17 protein-coding genes and 1 pseudogene are annotated in these 18419 nt (G+C 67.0%); 14 read left to right on the top strand and 4 right to left on the bottom strand.

The annotated features are described in order from the left end of the window. The first annotated feature begins 16 nt into the window (after positions 1-16). The 3 genes from QE393_RS04945 to yghU all read left to right on the top strand — a co-directional run bounded on the left by QE393_RS04945 (position 17) and on the right by yghU (position 3025). Positions 17-1111: a GNAT family N-acetyltransferase/peptidase C39 family protein gene (locus QE393_RS04945; RefSeq protein ID WP_068385453.1), complete on the top strand. Its 1095-nt coding sequence runs from the start codon at positions 17-19 to the stop codon at positions 1109-1111. A gap of 65 nt (positions 1112-1176) precedes the next feature. After that, complete coding sequence (locus tag QE393_RS04940; RefSeq protein WP_017638820.1) at positions 1177-2079, top strand: AraC family transcriptional regulator; 903 nt, start codon at positions 1177-1179, stop codon at positions 2077-2079. A 112-nt stretch (positions 2080-2191) separates the two neighbouring features. Beyond that, positions 2192-3025 (top strand): glutathione-dependent disulfide-bond oxidoreductase, encoded by an 834-nt coding sequence (gene yghU / locus QE393_RS04935; RefSeq protein WP_310042353.1) that lies wholly within the window; start codon positions 2192-2194, stop codon positions 3023-3025. Positions 3026-3066: 41 nt separating this feature from the next. On the opposite strand, the gene QE393_RS04930 is transcribed toward yghU, so the two are convergent. Next, the gene (locus tag QE393_RS04930; RefSeq protein WP_310042352.1) at positions 3067-4458 is read right to left on the bottom strand and encodes a CoA transferase; all 1392 of its coding nucleotides are present in this window, start codon (positions 4456-4458) and stop codon (positions 3067-3069) included. Between the two features lie 162 nt (positions 4459-4620). On the opposite strand from QE393_RS04930, the gene QE393_RS04925 reads away from it, so the two are divergent. From QE393_RS04925 to QE393_RS04915, 3 genes and pseudogenes are all read left to right on the top strand, one after another. Next, complete coding sequence (locus QE393_RS04925) at positions 4621-5664, top strand: SDR family oxidoreductase (RefSeq protein WP_310042350.1); 1044 nt, start codon at positions 4621-4623, stop codon at positions 5662-5664. Between the two features lie 85 nt (positions 5665-5749). Continuing rightward, positions 5750-6290 (top strand): annotated as a pseudogene (locus QE393_RS04920) (DsbA family protein). 113 nt (positions 6291-6403) lie between these two features. Continuing rightward, positions 6404-6841 (top strand): YqaA family protein, encoded by a 438-nt coding sequence (locus QE393_RS04915; RefSeq protein ID WP_273809647.1) that lies wholly within the window; start codon positions 6404-6406, stop codon positions 6839-6841. Between the two features lie 20 nt (positions 6842-6861). Here the strand turns inward: QE393_RS04915 and QE393_RS04910 are convergent, their stop codons facing one another. The 3 genes from QE393_RS04910 to QE393_RS04900 form a co-directional block, all read right to left on the bottom strand. Further along, on the bottom strand, positions 6862-7683 hold the full coding sequence (locus QE393_RS04910) for a lipopolysaccharide biosynthesis protein (protein ID WP_273809233.1): 822 nt from the start codon (positions 7681-7683) through the stop codon (positions 6862-6864). Positions 7684-7946: 263 nt separating this feature from the next. Continuing rightward, entirely contained in the window at positions 7947-8345 is a 399-nt protein-coding gene (gene uraH, locus QE393_RS04905; RefSeq protein ID WP_027602718.1) for a hydroxyisourate hydrolase, read from the bottom strand. An 11-nt stretch (positions 8346-8356) separates the two neighbouring features. After that, the gene (locus QE393_RS04900) at positions 8357-8833 is read right to left on the bottom strand and encodes a heme-binding protein (RefSeq protein WP_273809229.1); all 477 of its coding nucleotides are present in this window, start codon (positions 8831-8833) and stop codon (positions 8357-8359) included. Between the two features lie 349 nt (positions 8834-9182). Here QE393_RS04900 and dapA point away from each other — a divergent pair, with 349 nt between their 5' ends. The 8 genes from dapA to QE393_RS04860 all read left to right on the top strand — a co-directional run bounded on the left by dapA (position 9183) and on the right by QE393_RS04860 (position 18415). Next, complete coding sequence (dapA, locus tag QE393_RS04895) at positions 9183-10058, top strand: 4-hydroxy-tetrahydrodipicolinate synthase (RefSeq protein WP_310045612.1); 876 nt, start codon at positions 9183-9185, stop codon at positions 10056-10058. Between the two features lie 12 nt (positions 10059-10070). Then, positions 10071-11237: an iron-containing alcohol dehydrogenase gene (locus QE393_RS04890; protein WP_310042345.1), complete on the top strand. Its 1167-nt coding sequence runs from the start codon at positions 10071-10073 to the stop codon at positions 11235-11237. Next, positions 11234-12487 (top strand): four-carbon acid sugar kinase family protein, encoded by a 1254-nt coding sequence (locus QE393_RS04885; protein WP_273809223.1) that lies wholly within the window; start codon positions 11234-11236, stop codon positions 12485-12487. Before QE393_RS04890 ends, QE393_RS04885 begins: the two co-directional genes overlap by 4 nt. Further along, positions 12480-13493, top strand: coding sequence for a 4-hydroxythreonine-4-phosphate dehydrogenase PdxA (gene pdxA / locus QE393_RS04880; protein ID WP_273809221.1), 1014 nt, complete (start codon positions 12480-12482; stop codon positions 13491-13493). Before QE393_RS04885 ends, pdxA begins: the two co-directional genes overlap by 8 nt. An 11-nt stretch (positions 13494-13504) precedes the next feature. Next, a complete protein-coding gene (locus QE393_RS04875) occupies positions 13505-14455 on the top strand; it encodes a phosphoglycerate dehydrogenase (protein ID WP_273809219.1) in 951 nt (316 codons plus the stop codon). A gap of 26 nt (positions 14456-14481) precedes the next feature. Next, positions 14482-15807, top strand: coding sequence for an MFS transporter (locus tag QE393_RS04870; RefSeq protein WP_273809217.1), 1326 nt, complete (start codon positions 14482-14484; stop codon positions 15805-15807). Between the two features lie 78 nt (positions 15808-15885). Further along, positions 15886-17298: a sodium:solute symporter family protein gene (locus QE393_RS04865; RefSeq protein WP_273809216.1), complete on the top strand. Its 1413-nt coding sequence runs from the start codon at positions 15886-15888 to the stop codon at positions 17296-17298. Beyond that, positions 17285-18415 carry an exo-alpha-sialidase gene (locus QE393_RS04860; protein WP_273809207.1) on the top strand — a complete coding sequence of 377 codons (1131 nt, stop codon included), beginning with the start codon at positions 17285-17287 and terminating at the stop codon, positions 18413-18415. The genes QE393_RS04865 and QE393_RS04860 overlap by 14 nt, the downstream gene beginning before the upstream one ends. The last annotated feature ends 4 nt before the right edge of the window (positions 18416-18419 follow it).

Below are 18419 nucleotides of genomic sequence, written 5' to 3'. Positions count from 1 at the left end.
AGGAGAATCCTTCGCGATGAGTTTCATGCTCAGGCCCGCCGGGCTGGACGATCTGGCGGCACTGGTCGATCTGGAAGCCCGCTGCTTCAGCTATGACCGCCTTTCCCGGCGCAATTTCCACTACATGCTCACCCGTGCGAACGCGGTCCTGATCCTGGCGGAAAACGACCGCCAGGTGGCCGGTTACGCCCTGGTGCTGTTCCACCAGAACACTTCGCTCGCCCGGCTCTATTCCATCGCCGTCGATCCGGACGCGCGCGGTCATCGCCTGGGCCAGCGCCTGCTGGAGGCTGCCGAAGCCGAGGCGGTGGAGCGCGACTGCGCCTACCTGCGCCTGGAGGTCCGACCGGACAACGCCGCCGCCATCGCCCTCTATGAGCGCAACGGCTATCTGCCCTTCGCCACGGTGGAGGACTACTACGAAGACCACAGCCAGGCGCTGCGCTTCGAGAAGCGCATCCGCCAGCCGCGCGAGGGCCAGGCCCGACCGGTGCCCTTCTATCGTCAAACCACCGACTTCACCTGCGGCCCGGCCAGCCTGCTGATGGCCATGGGCGCGCTGCAGCCGGGCCGCCCGCTGGAGCGGCGCGAGGAGCTGCGACTGTGGCGCGAAGCCACCACCATCTACATGACCGCCGGTCATGGCGGCTGCGGACCTCATGGCCTGGCGCTGGCGGCGCTGCGCCGCGGCTTCAAGGTGACCCTGCAGGTCAATACGCGCGGCCCGCTGTTCCTCGACGGCGTGCGCAGCGAGGAGAAGAAGGAGGTCATGCGTCTGGTGCACGAGGACTTCAGCGCCGAGGTCAAGCAATCGCCCATCGAGCGGCTCTACCGTACCCGCCTGGACGTGGCCGCCTGGGTCGCCGAGGGTGCTTTTCCACTGGTGTTGATCAGCTCCTTCCGGCTGACCAAAGCCAAGGGACCTCATTGGGTGCTGGTCACCGACTGCGACGAGGACTTCGTCTACCTGCACGATCCCGATGTCGACCACAGCCAGCACCGTCGCGAACTGGACTGCCAGCACATTCCCGTGTCCCACGCCGAATTCGACAAGATGAGTCGCTTTGGTCGCGGCAAGCTGCGTGCGGCGGTAGTCCTGCGGGCAGGGTGAGGCGGGGTTGCACGGTGGCGCGAACAGGGCCAGGATCAGGGCCAAGAACAATGACGGGGCGGTCCATGAGTCAGGCCTTGCGCAAGAACAACCCTTCCTACGAGTTGATGGAGGACCTGAGCGGTCACTCGGTCATCTACCGGGAGCATGGCTTTCCCTGCCCGCTGGTGCGCTGGCATTTCCACAAGGAATACGAGCTGCACCTGATCGTGGCCAGTTCGGGGACCGCCTTCATTGGCGACTATATCGGCAACTTCTATCCGGGCAGCCTGTTCCTGACCGGTCCGCATCTGCCACACAACTGGATCAGCCGCGTCGCCGAGGGCGAGGTGGTGGCCAAGCGCGACATGCTGGTCAACTTCACCAACGAGACGGTGGATAACGCCACGGCGGTGTTTCCCGAACTCAGCGGCCTGGCACCGCTGCTGGAACGTGCCCGCTATGGCATCGAATTCCAGGATCCGCAATTGATCGCCCGCGCCGAGGTGTTGCTGCAGCAGATCTCCGAGAGCGGCGGTGCCACCCGCCTCGGCCATTTTCTGGTGTTGATGGAGGCGCTGGCCACGTCGGAGCGCTATCAGCTGCTGTCCGGCAGCGTCGAACCGGCCACGGCCAGCGAACAGGCGGTGGATCGCACCAACCGGGCGCTGAATTTCATCTTCGATCACTACCAGCGTGACTTCACCCAAGAAGAAGTGGCCGAGCACCTGGGCATGACGCCCACCTATTTTTCCCGCTTCTTCCGTCAGGCTACCGGTCGCACCTTCGTCGAATTCGTCAACAGCCTGCGCATCAGCAAGGCCTGCGAGATGCTCTCCCACAGCAGCATGCCGGTTACCGATATCTGCTTCGAGGCCGGCTTCAACAACATCTCCAACTTCAATCGACGCTTCCACCAGCTCAAAGGCATGACCCCGCGGCAATACCGTAGCCTGACGGTGCAGCGCCTGACTGAACAGAATGCCTGAGCGGCTTTCCTGGATCCGGTTTGTTGCCAGCTTGAGAGCCATTGAACAGACCTGGCGCAAAGTTCGGTTATGATCGAACTACCCATCCGTGCCGACCGAGGACAAAGCCATCATGAGCGAACCCTACACGCCCCCACGCGTCTGGACCCCCACCACCTCCGGCGGCAACTTCGCCAGCATCAACCGCCCCATCGCCGGGTCGACCCACGACAAGGCGCTGCCGGTCGGCGAGCATCCCTTCCAGCTGTATTCGCTGGGCACGCCCAACGGCATGAAGGTGACCATCCTGCTGGAAGAGTTGCTGGCGGCCGGACATGGCGACGCCGAATACGACGCCTGGCTGATCCGCATCAGCGAGGGCGAGCAATTTTCCAGCGGCTTCGTCGAGATCAATCCGAATTCCAAGATCCCGGCCCTGGTGGATCGCCGCGGCGCCGAGCCGCTGCGCGTCTTCGAGTCCGGTGCCATCCTGCTCTATCTCGCCGACAGCTTTGGCGCCTTCATCCCGCAGGATCACGCCGGACGCACCGAGACGCTGAACTGGCTGTTCTGGCAGATGGGCTCGGCGCCCTTCCTGGGCGGCGGCTTCGGGCATTTCTATGCCTATGCGCCGGAAAAGCTCGAATACCCCATCAACCGCTACGCCATGGAAGCCAAGCGCCAACTCGATGTACTCGACCGCCTGCTGGCCGAGCGCAGCTATGTCGCCGGCGAGGAATACGGCATCGCCGACATCGCCATCTGGAGCTGGTACGGCAGCCTGGTGCTGGGCCAACTGTACAACGCCGAGGAATTCCTCTCGGTGCAGGACTACACCCATGTGCAGCGCTGGGCCAAGGCCATCGCCGCGCGGCCGGCGGTGCAGCGCGGGCGGCGGGTCAATCGCACCTGGGGCGAGCCGGGCGAGCAACTGGCCGAACGGCATTCGGCCAGTGATCTGGACTGATCCAGAAAACGGGCGGCGGAAGCCTTCCGCCGCCATTCTCTCTAACGGCTCCAGTCCGCGGTGGCGGAGCCGAGGCGTGTCGCGGGGCGACGCCACTGCAGCTCGACCTCGCCCAGTCGGAGCGGTGCCCGCAAGCGCAATGCCGGGCCCCAGGCGGTAGGCTCCTGAGCGTCACCGTAGTCCCCCTCCGCGGGTCCTCGATACGCCGATCCGCCGTTCGCGCCTGGCCGCTCGGTCAGCAGCCAGGCGGTACGGGCCAGGGACAGCCGCGCCGTCAATGCCTGCCCCTCACCTTGACGCCGTGCCAGCCCGCGAAGGGCGGCGGCTGCCATGAGATAGCCGGTGGCCTGGTCGAGCGCCTGCACCGGCAAGGGTACCGGCTGCTCACCGCCCTGCCACTCACAGCCGGCTGCGGCGATACCACAAGACATCTGCACCAGGCTGTCGTAGCCCCGGCGTAACGCCCAGGGGCCGCTCCAGCCATAGGCGCAGAGCGAGACATCGATCAGCCCGGGATTCAGCGCACGTCGCCGTGCACCTCCATAACCCAGCCCTTCCAGCGCATCGGCGCGATAGCCGTGCACCAGGATGTCCGCCTCCGCCAGCAAGGCTTCGAACACCCGACGGTCGGCCGGCCGACGCAGGTCCAGTCGCGCGCAGCGCTTGCCCAGCGTCACCTCGGGTGCCTGGGCCGGTTCGTCCCAGCCGGGCGGATCGATCCGCAGCACCTCGGCGCCCAGCCCGGCCAGCAGACGGGTGGCGATCGGCCCGGCGAGGATGCGGGTCAGGTCGAGGACGCGGATGCCCTGCAATGGACGTCGTGGATCGGGGCGCCAGTCGCGCGCCGTGGCAACGGCTGTCCATTCCTGGGCGATCAGGGGTTCGGTGCGAACGGCCTGCCCCTGGGGATGCGCCTGCCACTCCGCCTGGGTACGCAGCCTTGCCGCGCAGCCGCCCGCCGCGACGATGGCCGCCTCCAGGGCTTCGCCAGACCCGTCGGCCATGACCTCGGCGACGGCGGCCTGGTTGTTGGCACAGCCCAGCACGGCGAGGGCGCGGTCCCGGTGATGAGGCGCATTGGCGTGCAGTCGCAGCCAGCCGTCGCGGGTGCGGTAGTCACCCGTGACGGGATCCCAGACGGCGGGCAATTCCCAGCCCAGGGGACGCAGGGACGTCTTGAACCAGGCCGCGGCCAGGTGCCGGTCCACCTGCACCGGCAAGGCGGGTGCGCCCTCGGCGAGCAGATCGGCGGCGGCCAGGCCGGCGACCCCGATCGCCGCCGTGGCCAGCTCGCTGACCGGAAAGCACGAGACCAGGCTGTCGTTGCCCTGGACCTGCAGATTTGCCGCCTGGGCAGCAGGTAGACCCAGGGCGGTGAGGAGTTCGCTCAGCAAGCACGGCAAGGCGTCAGGCGTACGGGATGGATGGTTCAAGGGCAGGTCCTCCGCGGCAGCAGGCAGTGCTCTCACAGTAGCCCTGCTGGTGCGCGCAGGACACCGGCGTTTGTCCACCTACCGTCCAGCCCGACACGGGGACAAATAGCCCTCTGCCTGGGTCTCCCCTTCATCAGCCTACCCACGCTATCGGGAGACCCCATGACCGAACGTCAGCTGCTCATCGCCGGTGCCAGCGGCATCATTGGCCAGGCCGTGCTGGAAGCCTTCGCCCAGGCCGGCTGGTCCATCACCACCATCGGCCGCTCGCAACAGGCGCCCAGTCGCTTTCCGCACCTGACCGCCGACCTGCTGGACCGGGACAGCCTGGCCGCGGCCAAGGCCGACCTCGCCGGCGTGACCCATCTCTTCTACAGCGCCCTCAAGCCCAACCCCGACCCGGGCGTCGAGGCGGACGAAAACGCCGCCATGCTGGAGAATCTGGTCGCCGCGGTACGGGATGCCGGCGCCCCCCTGGCCCGCATCACCTTCGTCCAGGGCGGCAAGATCTATGGCGCCCATCTGGGGGTGTACAAGACCCCAGCCCGCGAGGACGACAGCCGCCACTTCCCGCCCAACCTCTATTTCCGCCATGAAGACTTCGTACGCAGCCTCGAAGCCGACGGCATTCGCTGGACCGCCCTGCGCCCCGACATCGTCATCGGCCATTCGCTGGGCTCGGCCATGAACCTGGGCAACCTGATCGGCCTCTACGGCGCCCTGTGCAAGGCGACCGGCACCGCCATGCAATTCCCCGGAACGGAGCAGGCCTATCGCGGCGCCCTGGTCAACGTCACGGCCGCGCCGCTGCTGGGCGAAGCCGCGGTCTGGGCCGCCGAAGAGCAGCGCGATGGCGCCTTCAATCTCACCAACGGCGATGTCTTTCGCTGGAGTCACGTCTGGCCACAGCTGGCCGACTGGTTCGGGCTGGACGTGGGCGAGCCGCAACCCATCTCCCTGGCCCAGCGCCTGACCGCGCTGAAGCCGGTCTGGCAGGCGCTGGCGCAACGCGAAGGACTGGCCGAGGCCGATCCCGAGCGGATCGCGCCCGGGGCCTTCGGCGACTTCATCTTCCATGTCGAAAAGGACGCCATCTTCGATGTGACCAAGGCACGGCAGGCCGGCTTCGGGCAGATGATGCTGAGATCGGACGAGGTCCTGCTCGCGCACCTGGAGGACATGCGTCGGCGGCGACTGATTCCCTGAGACATCCCGCTTCGTCCCGGGTGCGGGAAAACGCCCGGGAATGCGTGCGGTCTCAACCCCATCATCTCGCCATTGGAGTCCTACCTTGTACGCCGACACCCTCACCTGGGGCCATGGCCCCCGCACCTTCGAAGTCTTTCTCGAGCCCACCTGTCCCTTTTCGGTCAAGGCCTTCAACAAGCTCGACGACCTGCTGGCCCAGGCCGGCCCCGAGCGGATCACCCTGAAGATCCGCCTGCAATCCCAGCCCTGGCACCTGTTCTCCGGCGTCGTGGTGCGCTGCGTGCTGGCCGCCGCCACCGTCGACGGCGGCAAGGAAAGCGCCAAGGTGGTGCTGGCAGCGGTGGCGGCCCATCGCGAGGAATTCGAGTTCAAGGATCACGCCACCGGACCCAATCGCGACGCCACACCCCAATGACATCATCGCGCGCCTGGAAGGCTACAGCGGCCTGGCCCTGGCCGACGCCTTCGCCAATCCGGACCTGCAGCACGCCATCAAGTGGCACTGCAAGTACGCCCGGCAGAACGGCATCCACGTCTCGCCGACCTTCATGATCGATGGCCTGGTGCAGCCCGACATCAGCAGCGGGGACTCGGTCGCGGACTGGCTCGCTCGGCTGGGTTGAGCAGGAGGGCTAAGGGCCGGGAGGCAGCGTAGCCCGGCTACTCGCGCTATGCTCGGCGGCTTCGTCCCGACCCAAGACAGACCCCTCATGGCTTTCCCTGCTGGAGCTGCATCCTGGAAGCCCTGAGCGTCTACCTGGGCCTGGCCGCCCTCGCCTTTGGCGCGGCCACCCTGCTGCCCCTGCAATCGGAAGCGGCCCTGGCCGGACTGCTGCTCACCGAGCGCTATGCGACGGCCCTTCTGCTGCTGGCCGCGACGCTGGGCAATGTCGCCGGCTCGACGCTGAACTGGTGGCTGGGCACCCATCTCGAACGCTTTCGCCAACGCCGCTGGTTTCCGCTGTCGCCGCAACGCCTTGCCCGTATCCAGGCGGCCTACCAGCGCTGGGGCTGGTGGTCGCTGCTGCTCAGCTGGACGCCCGTGATCGGCGATCCCCTGACCCTGGTGGCCGGGGTCATGCGCGAACCGCTGTGGCGCTTTCTAGTGGTGGTGACCCTGGCCAAGGCCACGCGCTACGCCGTGGTCTGGGGCCTTACCCAGGGCTGGCGCTGAGCCGGCTCGCCGGCCGGTCGCTAACCCGGCAGACGCCGGCGTCGCCACAACCAGCGCGTTTCCACGGCGGCGAGATCGGCAAGCGGAATCAGGTCGGCGGGAATACGACTGCAGTTCGACAGATTGAACACCTGGCGACCCGCGGCGCGCATCGCGGTCTGCATGACCTGCAGGCCGGGCAGGATGCGACTGTGCAGGTGCTCGTCGAGGCCGCAGGGCGACGCCGGCGAGCGGCCATCCTCGTAGAACCGCGGACGGTCGCTGTCGAGATCGACGCCGGCAAGATAGATCTCGGTGAATCCCAGGTGATAGGCCAGTTGCAGGGCGATAAAGGCCACGGTGCGGACATCGAAGATGCCGTAATCCAGGTTGCAGCTGAAGCCGATATCCCGGGCGCGACGACTGAACCAGGCGGGCAGCCGTTGCGCCTGTTCCTGCTCGGCGCCCAGGTGGTGCTCCAGGCGCGTGGCTGGCGCACGGTGCAGCGGATGTGCCTTGGCGGCCAGTTCCGCCGGCAGGGCCTGGATGGCTTCCGGCCAGAGCGCCAGCCGGGTAGCCCGCTCGAGTCCCTGCCGATAGAGCTCGGGTTGCTGCTGCGCGAAGCTGAGGTCGCTGCAGACGTAGAACAGAGGACTCAGGGGACTGCCCAGCAACTTGGCGATGGCGCCATTCATGGTGATGACCGGAATGTCCCGCCAGACCGGCAGGTTGAGCCTGCCCGCCGAAGGCCCCGACGCCATCAGCAGCACGGGGCCGCGGTAGGCATTGCGGCAGGCAGCGAAGGCGCCAGAAGCCGAACTGACCGGTTCGGCCGACCGAAACGAGAGGGGCGACAGGTACAAGGTGCGACTCCCTGGAGTGACGATGACCTGGTACGCCGACCCTAGCGGTCGGACGGACCGCGGGACGGCATCCAGCACTCCGTAACGCTGCAGCCCTGGATCCCATTGTGCGTGAACCTACCTCAGCTGGGTTTCTACCCCAGGTAAAAGTCCGTCGCCACCTTGTATCCGGATCCTTACAAAGTCTGACTTCCAGCCATTGCGCCGCTGTCCAGACAACTCCCAGGCTCTACTGCCAAGCCCTAGCCTGGGAGACCTCGCCGCTAGGAACCGCGGTAGGTGCTGAAGCCGTAGGGGCTGAGCAACAGCGGGATATGGTAGTGCTGCTCCGGCTGGGTGACGTCGAACACCACCGGGATTTCCGGGAAGAAGGCGCTGCGGCCCTGCTGGCGATAGTAGTCCCCGGTCTTGAAGACCACCCGGTATTCACCCTTCTCGAAGGTCTTTTCCTTGGGAAACAGCGCCGGCACCCGGCCCTGCTCGTTGGTGACCTCCTCCGCCAGCGGCTGCCAGCCCTGCCCTACCTGGCGCTCCAGGGTCACATGCACCCCCGCCGACGGCTTGCCGTCTTCCAGGTTGAGCACATGGACACTCAGGGGATTGGGCGCGGCGACCGCGAAGCCGGACAGGGCCAGGCCAGACAACAGCACGAACGTCTTCATGGAGATCTCCTTCAAGGATGAGAGGTGAGGTTGAGGTGTTCAGCGGCCGCCAGCGCACAGCGCTCGTCCGCCCCGCCACCGCCGGCACCGGCAATGCCCAGGGCGCCGACCAGCTGGTCGCCTTCATAGAGCGGGATGCCACCGCCCAGCAGCAGCAATTCGGGCAGGGTGACCAGATTGGCGGCGTCCGGGTTCTGCCGGGCACGCTCGGCCAGCGCCTGCGACGGGGTACGGGTGGACAGGGCGGTAAAGGCCTTGCGCCGCGCCGCCTCGGCGTTGTGCGGTCCGACGCGGGTATCGCGTTGCAGGAGGATCAGTTGACCGCTGCGGTCGAGCACCGCGAGCGCGGCGCTGCAGGGTGCAGCCTGCGCCAGGCGCTGCGCGGCAGCGAGGTCGAGATCGGGGTGCTGCGGCAGCGCCGCCTGCGCCTGGCCGAGCAAGGCAGCGCCCAGCAACGTGAAGGTGAGGGAGGAAAGGAAGCGCGACATGATTCGAGGTCCAGGAGATGACCCCGCCAACTTATCCTAATCGTTCGGTCAGGAACGGGTACTGCCGCGTGACAATTTTGTCAGGTTGATCAGCGCACCGCTGTTTGGGTGTCCGAGCGAAAACCCGTGCGCCTCCAGGCAGCCGCATCACCCCGACGGCCTGCGACCGGCGTTGCTGTACTGCTGGGGGCAGACCCAGCAGGCTGCCGGGTCGGGTGGCCAACGGCATGCTGTCCTGTCCCGCCGCGGCCCTGGATCAGTCACCGCACAAAACTGTCCGGCCACTATTGATCGATTAGATCATTCCATGATTTATTGTGATCAGAACAATCACAAAGCAGGCATGACCATGAAATTTCGCGGCATCGTTCCCGCCCTCGTCACCCCCTTCGACGCGCAACAGCGCGTCGATGAAACCGCTTTGCGCGGTCTGATCGAAAATCTGATCGGCGCCGGCATCCACGGCCTGTTCGTCCTGGGCACCAATGGCGAGTTCTTCGCCCTGTCCGAAGCCGAGAAGCTGCGTATCGCCGAGCTCACAGTAGACGCCGCGGGCGGCCGGGTCCCGGTCGTAGCCGGTACCGGTGCCTTCGCCACGCACGAAGTGATCGAACTGAACAAAAAGATGACGGATCGTGGCGTCGACGCCCTCTCGGTCATCACCCCCTACTTCAACGCCGTGAGCCAGAAGGAGCTGATCGCCCACTACGAGGCTATCGGCGATGCGTCCAGCCTGCCGCTGATGCTCTACAACATTCCGGCCAAGACCGGCATGTCCATCGGCATCGGCGCCGTCGCCACCCTGAGCCAGCATCCGCAGATCAAGGGCATCAAGGACAGCGCCGGCAACTTCGACGCCCTGGTGCAGATGATGAAGTATCGCAGCGATGACTTCGCCGTCTTCGCCGGTACCGATTCCCTCATCTACTGGAACCTGCTGGCCGGCGGCGATGGCGCGGTGGCAGCCACGGCCAACGCGGTACCTCAGGTCGTCATGACCATCTGGAACGCCTTCCAGGCCGGCGACCACGCCACCGCCCGTGCCGCCCAGGAAAAGCTGCGCCCGCTGCGCGATGCCTTCGCCCTGGGCACCATGCCGTCGGTACTGAAGAAGGCTGCCGACCTGCTCAACGTCCCGGTCGGCCCCTGCCGGGCCCCGGTCGCGCCGCTGGACGAAGCCACGGTGCACAAGCTCAAAGGCCTGCTGGCCATCTACCGCGACTGATCCGGAGCGCCCATGTCCCTCTATCATTTCCAGACCGTCAAACACCTGATCCATGGCGCCGGCGCCCTGGATCAGCTCGGCGACAAGCTCGCCCTCCTCGACGTCCCGCTGCGCCGCGTGGTGCTGGTCACCCAGAACGCCATGCATGGCCTGGGCGTGACCGAGCGCGTCAAGGCGCAACTGGCTGCCCGCGACATCGACGTGGCGGTGATCGACAACGTCGAGATCGAGCCGACCCTTGAGAACATCGAGCAGGTCTTTCGCGAGCAGGTCGCACCGCGCCAACCGGACGCCCTGCTGGCCATCGGCGGCGGCTCGGTGCTGGACGCCGCCAAGCTGTTCGCGGTCATGCTCACCAACGAGCAGTCGCTCAAATCCATGCTCGGCATCGACCAGGTGGCCCGCGCCGGGCTGCCCACCGTGCTGGTCCCGACTACTGCCGGCACCGGCTCGGAAGTGACGCCCAATGCCATCGTCACCCTGCCCGACGAAGAGCTGAAAGTGGGCGTGGTCAGCCGCCACCTGCTGCCCGCCCTGGTGCTACTCGATCCGCTGCTGACCCTGAGCCTGCCCAAGGCCATCACCGCGGCTACCGGGATGGACGCCTTCACCCACTCCCTGGAGTCCTTCATCTCCAACAAGGCTAATCCGGTCAGCGATACCTTCGCCCTGGAGTCCATGCGCCTGATCGCCGGCAGCATCGTCGAGGCCTATCAGCAGCCGGATTCGGTACGCGCCCGCAGCGACATGCTGCTCGGCTCCACCTATGGCGGCGTGGCCCTGACCGCCGCCGGCACGGCCGCTGTCCATGCGCTAGCCTATCCCTTGGGCGGCAAGTTCCACGTCACCCACGGCGTGGCCAATGCCATGCTGCTGCCCCATGTCATGGCCTTCAACCTGGACAGTTGCGCGCCGCGCCTGAAGCGCGCCGCCGTGGTCTGCGGCCTGGCCCGCGAGGAGGACAGCGACGAAGCCGCCGCGCACAAGCTGATCGAGCAGATCGCCGCCTGGACCGCCACCCTGGAAATTCCCCAGGACCTGGCCGCCTTTGGCGTGCGCGAGGCGCACCTGCCGGACATGGCCGTGGCGGCCTCCAAGGTCACCCGGCTGATGGTCAACAATCCCAAGCCGCTGAGCCTGGACGACATCCAGGCACTGTACCGGCGCCTGCTGCCATGACCCGCCTGCTGATCCTGGCCGACGACCTCAGCGGCGCCGCGGACTGCGCCCTGGGCTTTGCCAAGGCCCAGGCGACCCGGGTGCTGCTCGACGCCGAGGCCCTGGATGCCCAGGCGCCGGTGACAGCACTGGATCTGGACAGCCGTCGACTGGACACGCGTGCGGCCGCCGCGCGCCATGCCGCATTGCTCGGGCACCCGGCGTTGGCGGGCGCCGCGCTCTATAAGAAGATCGACTCCACCCTGCGTGGCAATGTCGCCGCCGAGGTGGCGGCCCTGGCCCCGCGCGGCCTGGCCCTGGTTGCGCCCGCCTACCCGGCACTGGGCCGCACGACCCAGGGTGGACTCCAGTACCTGGACGGCGTACCGGTCGACCAAACCGATGTCTGGCGCAACGAGGGCCTGACCGGCAGTGCCGATCTGGTCGCTCAACTGACCGATCACGGCATCAGCTGTGCCCGGCTCGACCTCGCCACCCTGCGTCAGCCGGTGGCCCTGGCCGTCGCCCTGCGCCGCGCGCTGGACAGTGGTCTGCCCGCGCTGGTCTGCGACGCCGAGCGCCAAACGGACCTTGAGGCGCTGGCCCGGGCTTCCGCGCCCCTGGCGCAGCAGCTGTTCTGGGTCGGCTCCGCGGGCCTGGCCGAGGCGCTGCCTGCAGCGCTGGGCCTGACCGGCCATACCGCGCTCCGCCCTCTGAGCGACGGCCCGATCCTCACGGTGGTGGGCAGCATGTCGCGGCACTCCCAGGCGCAGGCCGAGCGTCTGGTGGCGGGGAGCGGCCAACACTGGCAGCGGCTGGCCCCTGCCTGGCTGCTGGAGCCGCAGCGCGCCGCCGAGCGTACCGCGCTGGCCATGGCCCTCGCTCGGCAGCTCGCCCGCGGCGAAGACGTCCTGGTCAGTCTTGACCAACAGGCCCGGGATCCGCGCCAGGCCGTGGCCCTAAGCCAGGCCCTGGCCGAACTGCTGCAGCCCGCCCTGCAGGAGGCCGCCGCCCTCATGGCCACTGGCGGCGAAACCGCTCGCGCCCTGCTCGCCCAGGCCGGCATCACGGCGCTGGACCTGCACGGCGCCCTCGCACCGGGCGTGGCCCTGGCTAGCACCCGCTGGCGTGGTCGCGCCCTGCGGGTAGTGACCAAGGCCGGCGGCTTCGGCCAACCCGACACCCTCCTCGACGCCTGGCGCCACCTGCGCGCCAGCCTACCCGCACAGGCCGCCACGGCCTGCCTGCAGAAGGAAGCCCACCATGTCTGAACGTCCCGTCATCGGCATCACCATGGGTGACGCCACCGGCGTCGGTCCCGAGATCATCATGAAGTCCCTGGCCCACGCCTCGGTGTACGACAGTTGCCAGCCGCTGGTCATTGGCGACGCGGGTCGCCTGGAGGATGCCAATCGCATCGTCGGCGGTCGCCTGCAGATCAACGCCATCGAGCGCCCCGATCAGGCGCGCTTCCAACCCGGCGTGGTGGATTGCATCGACCTCGGGCTGATTCCCGCCGACCTGCCCTACGGCAAGCTGTCCGCGCTGGCCGGCGACGCCGCCTATCGCTACATCGAACGCACCGTGCAGCTCACCTCCGCCGGTGAACTCGATGCCATCTGCACCGCCCCGCTGAACAAGGAAGCCCTGCACGCGGGCGGCCATATCTTCCCGGGCCACACCGAGCTGCTGGCGCACCTCACCGGCACCGAGGAGGTGTCGATGATGCTGATGACGCCGATCCTCAAGGTCATCCACGTCACCACGCACATCGGCATCATCGATGCCATCGCGCGCATCGAACCGGGCTTGGTCAAGCGCACCATCGAGCGCGCCCACGCGACTCTGCAGCGGGCCGGCATCCAGGATCCCCTGATCGCCGTCTGCGGTATCAACCCGCATGCCGGCGAGAACGGCCTGTTCGGCTACGGGGAAGAAGAAACCAAGATCCAGCCGGCCATCGACGAACTGCGCACCCGCGGCTGGCGCGTGGAAGGCCCGCTGCCTGCGGACACCCTGTTCTTCCGCGCCGGTCGTGGCGATTTCGATTGCGTCGTGGCCATGTACCACGACCAGGGCCATGGCCCGGTCAAGGTCATGGGCCTGGAAGCCGGCGTCAACGTCACCGTCGGCCTGCCGGTGATCCGCACCTCGGTGGACCACGGCACCGCTTTCGACATCGCCGGCAAGGGCATCGCCGACGAGCGCAGCCTCATCGAGGCGCTGCGCCAGGCCACCGAACTCGCCAGCCGACACCGCGCCAGCCGGGCTGCGTGAGGAGCATGACCATGAAAGTTGTCTGCACCTCGCCGTCCTTCGCCAAGTACTCCCGGGAACCGCTAGAGTTGCTGGCCCGCCACGGCATCGATGTGGTGACCTTGCCCGCCGACATCGATACCGAGGGTTTCATCGCCGCGGCCGCCGACTGCCAGGCGGCCATCACCGCGTTCAATGTCTTCGACGCCGCCACCTTCGCGGCCCTGCCGCAGCTGCGCCTGGTGTGCAAGCACGGCGTCGGGGTCGACAACATCGACCTGGACGCGGCCCGCGCCAGCGGCGTGACCGTGTGCAACGTGCCCAACTCCAACCGCCACGCGGTGGCCGACTACACCTTCGCCCTGCTGCTGGCCTCGGCCCGCCAGGTCGCCCGCGCCGACCGTGAAACCCGCGCCGGCGAATGGCCACGGCTGTTCGGCGCGGATGTCCACGGCAAGACCCTGGGCATCGTCGGCCTGGGCAGCATCGGCAAGGAAGTCGCACGGCGCGCCAGTGGCTTCGCCATGCGCGTCATCGCCCATGACCCCTATCCCGATCAGGCCTTCGCCGACCGCGAACGCATCGAGTTTCACGACCTCGACGAACTCCTTGCCGAAGCCGATTTCGTCACCCTGCACATCGGCCTGTCCGACGCCACTCGCCACCTGCTGGACGCACGGCGACTCGGCCTGATGAAGCCGGGCGCCCATCTGATCAACGCCGCACGCGGCGGCATCGTCGATGAAGAGGCGCTCTACCAGGCGTTGCGCAACGGCCTCCTGGGCGGTGCGGCCCTGGACGTGTTCGAGGACGAGCCGGCCAGCCAGCACCCGCTGTACGAGCTGCCGACCGTGGTGGTGTCCCCGCACATCGCCGGCTACACCCCGGGTGCGCTGGACATCCTCAGCCTCACCTGCGCCCGCAACGTGGTCGCCGCCCTCACCGGCAACAGCGCTCTGGAGTCCGTCGTCGTCGCCCCCTGACCCCCTACCCCTTTCGGAACCTGATCATGGATAACAACAACAAGGCCACCAGGATTCGCTGGATCATCGCCGGACTGATGTGGACAGCGATCGCCATCAACTACATCGACCGGGTGGTGCTCTCCGCCGCCGCGCCCTTCATCAGCAAGGAATTCGCCCTCAACGCGACCGAGATGGGGCTGATCATGTCGGCCTTCTTCTGGTCGTACGCCCTGCTGCAGTTGCCCGCGGGCTGGCTGGCCGACCGCTTCGGTCAGAAGGCCACCCTGGGCGGCGCGGTGCTCTGGTGGTCGCTGGCGACTGCCCTGACCGGCCTTGCCACGGGCTTCAAGTCGCTGTTCGCCTTGCGCATCGGCCTGGGCATCGGCGAGGCGGCGGCCTACCCGAGCAACGCCGGCATCACCTCGCGCTGGTTTCCCGACAAGGAGCGCGCCACTGTCTCGGGCATCTTCGACAGCGGTTCCAAATTTGGCGGCGCGGTGGCCATGCCGCTGATCGTCGGCCTGATCGCGGTGTTCGGCTGGAAGTTGACGTTCGTCATCAGCGGCGCCCTCGGCATCCTCTGGGCCCTGGCCTGGTTCGCCTTCTACCGCAACGATCCAGAAGACCATCCGCGCATCAACGAGGCCGAGCTGCGCTACATCCGCGAAGGCCAGCGGCGCCGCGAAGGCAATGGCGAGAAGCCGGCCATGCGCTGGTACGAGCTCTTGCGCTACCGCAACGTCTGGGCCATGTGCCTGGGCTTCTTCTTCATCAACTACAACTCCTACTTCTTCATCACCTGGCTGCCCACCTACCTGGTCAAGGAAAAGGGCATGGACCTCATCTCCATGGGCTTCATGGCGGCGCTGCCGCTGCTGATCGCCATGGTGGTGGAAGTCTTCGCCGGCTGGCTGTCGGACCGCATCTACCGCAGTGGCCGCTATTCGCTGACCACGATCCGCAAGACCTTTCTGATCGTCGGTCTGCTGATGGCCTCCTGCATCGGCCTGGCCGCCTTCGCCGAATCGGCCTGGATCGCGATCGTGCTGCTGTGCATCGCCAAGTCCGGCACCACCGTGGCCGCCACCCAGGTGTGGGCCATGCCCGGAGACATCGCCCCGCGCGGCATGACCTCCATGCTGGCCGGCCTGCAGAACTCGGTTTCCAACATGGGCGGCGTGGTCGGCCCCATCGTCACCGGCTTCATCGTGGCCAGCACCGGTTCCTTCAACATCGCCCTGCTGTTCTCGGCGGCGCTGATCGTGGCAGCCATCCTCAACTACCTGTTCCTGCTCGGCCGGGTGGAACCCATCGTCACCGAGGATGACCCGGAGGCGGACCTGCTGGGCGCCGGCCAACCCAGCCACTGACGTTCCTCGCCCAGGGCGTCGGCGGCCTGCCGGCGCCCTGTGAAAAAGCTCGTACAACAACAACACGGAGCGATTTCCATGCAGACGTTCGACGTGCAAAGCACTGCCATCATCATCGGGATGGTAGTGGTCTACATCCTCTTCACCACCTGGCTCAGCATCCGCCTGCGCAGCCGCACCAGCGGCGAATTCATGGTGGCCGCGCGCAGCATGCCCGCCTTCGTGGTGGGTATCCTGATGATGTCGGAATTCATCGGGGCCAAGTCGACGGTGGGCACTGCCCAGGCGGCCTTCGAGAGCGGTTTCGCGGCCTCCTGGTCGGTGATCGCCGCGGCGATCGGCTTTCCGCTGTTCGGCCTGCTGATGGCGCGCAAGCTCTATGCGTCCGGTGAATTCACCATCTCCGGCTTCATCGCCCAGAAGTACGGCCTGTCCACCAAGCTGATGGTGTCGATCATCATGATCTACGCCCTCTTGCTGGTGAACGTGGGCAACTACGTCAGCGGCGCCGCGGCCATCGCCACCGTGCTCAAGATCAACCTGCCCACTGCGGCCTTCATCACCGCCATCGTCAGTACCCTGTACTACGCGTTCGGCGGGCTGAAGAGCGTGGCCTACGTCAGTGTCCTGCACACCGCGGTCAAGTACGTGGGCGTGTTCATCGTCTTGGGCGTGGCCCTGCACCTGACCGGCGGCTTCACCCCGGTCATGCAGAACATGCCGGAGCACTACTTCACCTGGGACGGCGCCATCGGCGGCAGCAAGATCTTCGCCTGGATCATCGGTACCGTCGGCGCAATCTTCTCCACCCAGTTCATCATCCAGGCGATTTCCTCGACCAAGGATGCCCGCGCCGCCCAACGCTCGACCTTCCACGCCTCGCTGCTGTGCATTCCCATCTCCCTGGCGCTGGGCTTCATCGGGGTCGCGTCCAAGTACCTGCATCCGGAGATGAGCAGCCTCTACGCCCTGCCCGTCTTCCTGCAGTCGATGCATCCGGTGCTGGCCGGCGTAGTGACCATTTCGCTGGTCGCCTCCATCTTCGTCAGTGTCAGCACCGTGGCCCTGGCCATCGCCTCGCTGGTGGTCCGCGACTTCTATGTGCCGCTGCGCAAGCCGACGCCCGAGCGTGAATTCAAGGCCACCCGGGTGATCTCCCTGATCATCGGCTTCGTGCCGCTGTTCTTCGTGTTCTTCGTGCCCGAGATCCTCAACCTGTCGTTCTTTACCCGGGCGCTGCGCCTGTCCATCGCGGTGATCGCCATGATCGCCATCTACCTGCCGCTGTTCGCCACCAACCGGGGCGCGACCCTCGGCCTGCTGGCCTCGACCATCACCACCAGCGTCTGGTATCTGCTGGGCAACCCCTATGGCATCGACAACATGTACGTTGCCCTGGCGACGCCCGCCATCGTCGTGGTCATCGAACGTCTCTTCCCCCAGTCCGCCGCCAAAGCCGCCCCTGCCGAGGTCCCCCATGTCCACCACTGAAATCGCCATCGCCGGCCGCCAGGACGCCTTCCTGCCGACGCCTTACCCGCAAAATCACGCCGCCAACCTGCTGGCCCAGCCTGACGGCACCCTGCTGTGCACCTGGTTCGCCGGCACCCAGGAGGGCAAGGCCGATATCTCGGTGCTGCTGAGCCGCCGCGATCCGGTCACAGGTACCTGGAGCGATCCCGTACAGCTGTCGGACGACCCGGCTCGCTCCGAGCAGAATCCCATCCTGTTCCAGGCGCCAAACGGCCCGCTGTGGCTGCTGTGGACGGCCCAGGTGGCCGGCAACCAGGACACCGCCATCGTCCGGCGCCGGCTATCCATGGACGGTGGTCACAGCTGGGGCGCCATCGAGACGCTGATCGACACCCCCGGGACCTTCGTGCGCCAGCCGCCGGTGGTGCTCGCCAACGGTGACTGGCTGCTGCCGATCTTCCACTGCATCGCCCGCCCCGGCGAGAAGTGGGTGGGCAGCCATGACACCAGCGCAGTGCTGGTGTCGAGCGATCAGGGCCGCAGCTGGAACGAGCACCCGGTACCCGAGAGCACCGGCTGCGTGCACATGAATATCCAGCGGCTGGGTGACGGCAGCCTGCTGGCGCTGTTCCGCAGTCGCTGGGCCGACTTCATCCACACCAGCCGCTCCCAGGATGGCGGTCGTAGCTGGAGCGCACCCACGCCGACGGCCCTGCCCAACAACAACTCCTCGATCCAGTTCGTTCGCCTCGCCAGCGGCGAATTGGTCGTGGCCTACAACCCCACCAGCGCCGCCGACTACAGCGAGCGCCGCGCCTCGCTCTACGACGAGATCGACGATGGTGACAGCCGTGTCGATCCGGTGGCGAAGGACGGCGAGCGCGCCGCTGTCTGGGGCGTGCCGCGCGGCCCGATGAGTCTGGCCGTGTCTACGGATGAGGGTCACAGCTGGCGGCGCCTGGACGTCGAGGCCGGCGATGGCTATTGCCTGACCAACAATTCCACCGAGAAGCTCAATCGCGAGTACTCCTACCCGAGCCTGGTGCAGGCGGCCGACGGGGATGTGCACCTGGCCTTCACCTACTTCCGCCAACGCATCAAGCACGTCCGGCTGCCGCTGGCCGCGCTGCGTTAGAGGA

The sequence above is a fragment of the Pseudomonas sp. SORGH_AS_0211 genome, assembly GCF_031453455.1.
GTDB lineage: Bacteria > Pseudomonadota > Gammaproteobacteria > Pseudomonadales > Pseudomonadaceae > Chryseomonas > Chryseomonas aestiva.
Note: the sequence above shows the minus strand (reverse complement) of the source record. Positions and strands in the feature narration are given on the sequence as shown.

Coding starts and splice junctions, on each gene's coding strand:
- QE393_RS04945 (WP_068385453.1), top strand. CDS start 17: ATGAGTTTCATGCTCAGGCCCGCCGGGCTGGACGATCTGGCGGCACTG.
- QE393_RS04940 (WP_017638820.1), top strand. CDS start 1,177: ATGAGTCAGGCCTTGCGCAAGAACAACCCTTCCTACGAGTTGATGGAG.
- yghU (WP_310042353.1), top strand. CDS start 2,192: ATGAGCGAACCCTACACGCCCCCACGCGTCTGGACCCCCACCACCTCC.
- QE393_RS04925 (WP_310042350.1), top strand. CDS start 4,621: ATGACCGAACGTCAGCTGCTCATCGCCGGTGCCAGCGGCATCATTGGC.
- uraH (WP_027602718.1), bottom strand. CDS start 8,345: ATGAAGACGTTCGTGCTGTTGTCTGGCCTGGCCCTGTCCGGCTTCGCG.
- QE393_RS04900 (WP_273809229.1), bottom strand. CDS start 8,833: ATGTCGCGCTTCCTTTCCTCCCTCACCTTCACGTTGCTGGGCGCTGCC.
- dapA (WP_310045612.1), top strand. CDS start 9,183: ATGAAATTTCGCGGCATCGTTCCCGCCCTCGTCACCCCCTTCGACGCG.
- QE393_RS04890 (WP_310042345.1), top strand. CDS start 10,071: ATGTCCCTCTATCATTTCCAGACCGTCAAACACCTGATCCATGGCGCC.
- QE393_RS04885 (WP_273809223.1), top strand. CDS start 11,234: ATGACCCGCCTGCTGATCCTGGCCGACGACCTCAGCGGCGCCGCGGAC.
- pdxA (WP_273809221.1), top strand. CDS start 12,480: ATGTCTGAACGTCCCGTCATCGGCATCACCATGGGTGACGCCACCGGC.
- QE393_RS04875 (WP_273809219.1), top strand. CDS start 13,505: ATGAAAGTTGTCTGCACCTCGCCGTCCTTCGCCAAGTACTCCCGGGAA.
- QE393_RS04870 (WP_273809217.1), top strand. CDS start 14,482: ATGGATAACAACAACAAGGCCACCAGGATTCGCTGGATCATCGCCGGA.
- QE393_RS04865 (WP_273809216.1), top strand. CDS start 15,886: ATGCAGACGTTCGACGTGCAAAGCACTGCCATCATCATCGGGATGGTA.
- QE393_RS04860 (WP_273809207.1), top strand. CDS start 17,285: ATGTCCACCACTGAAATCGCCATCGCCGGCCGCCAGGACGCCTTCCTG.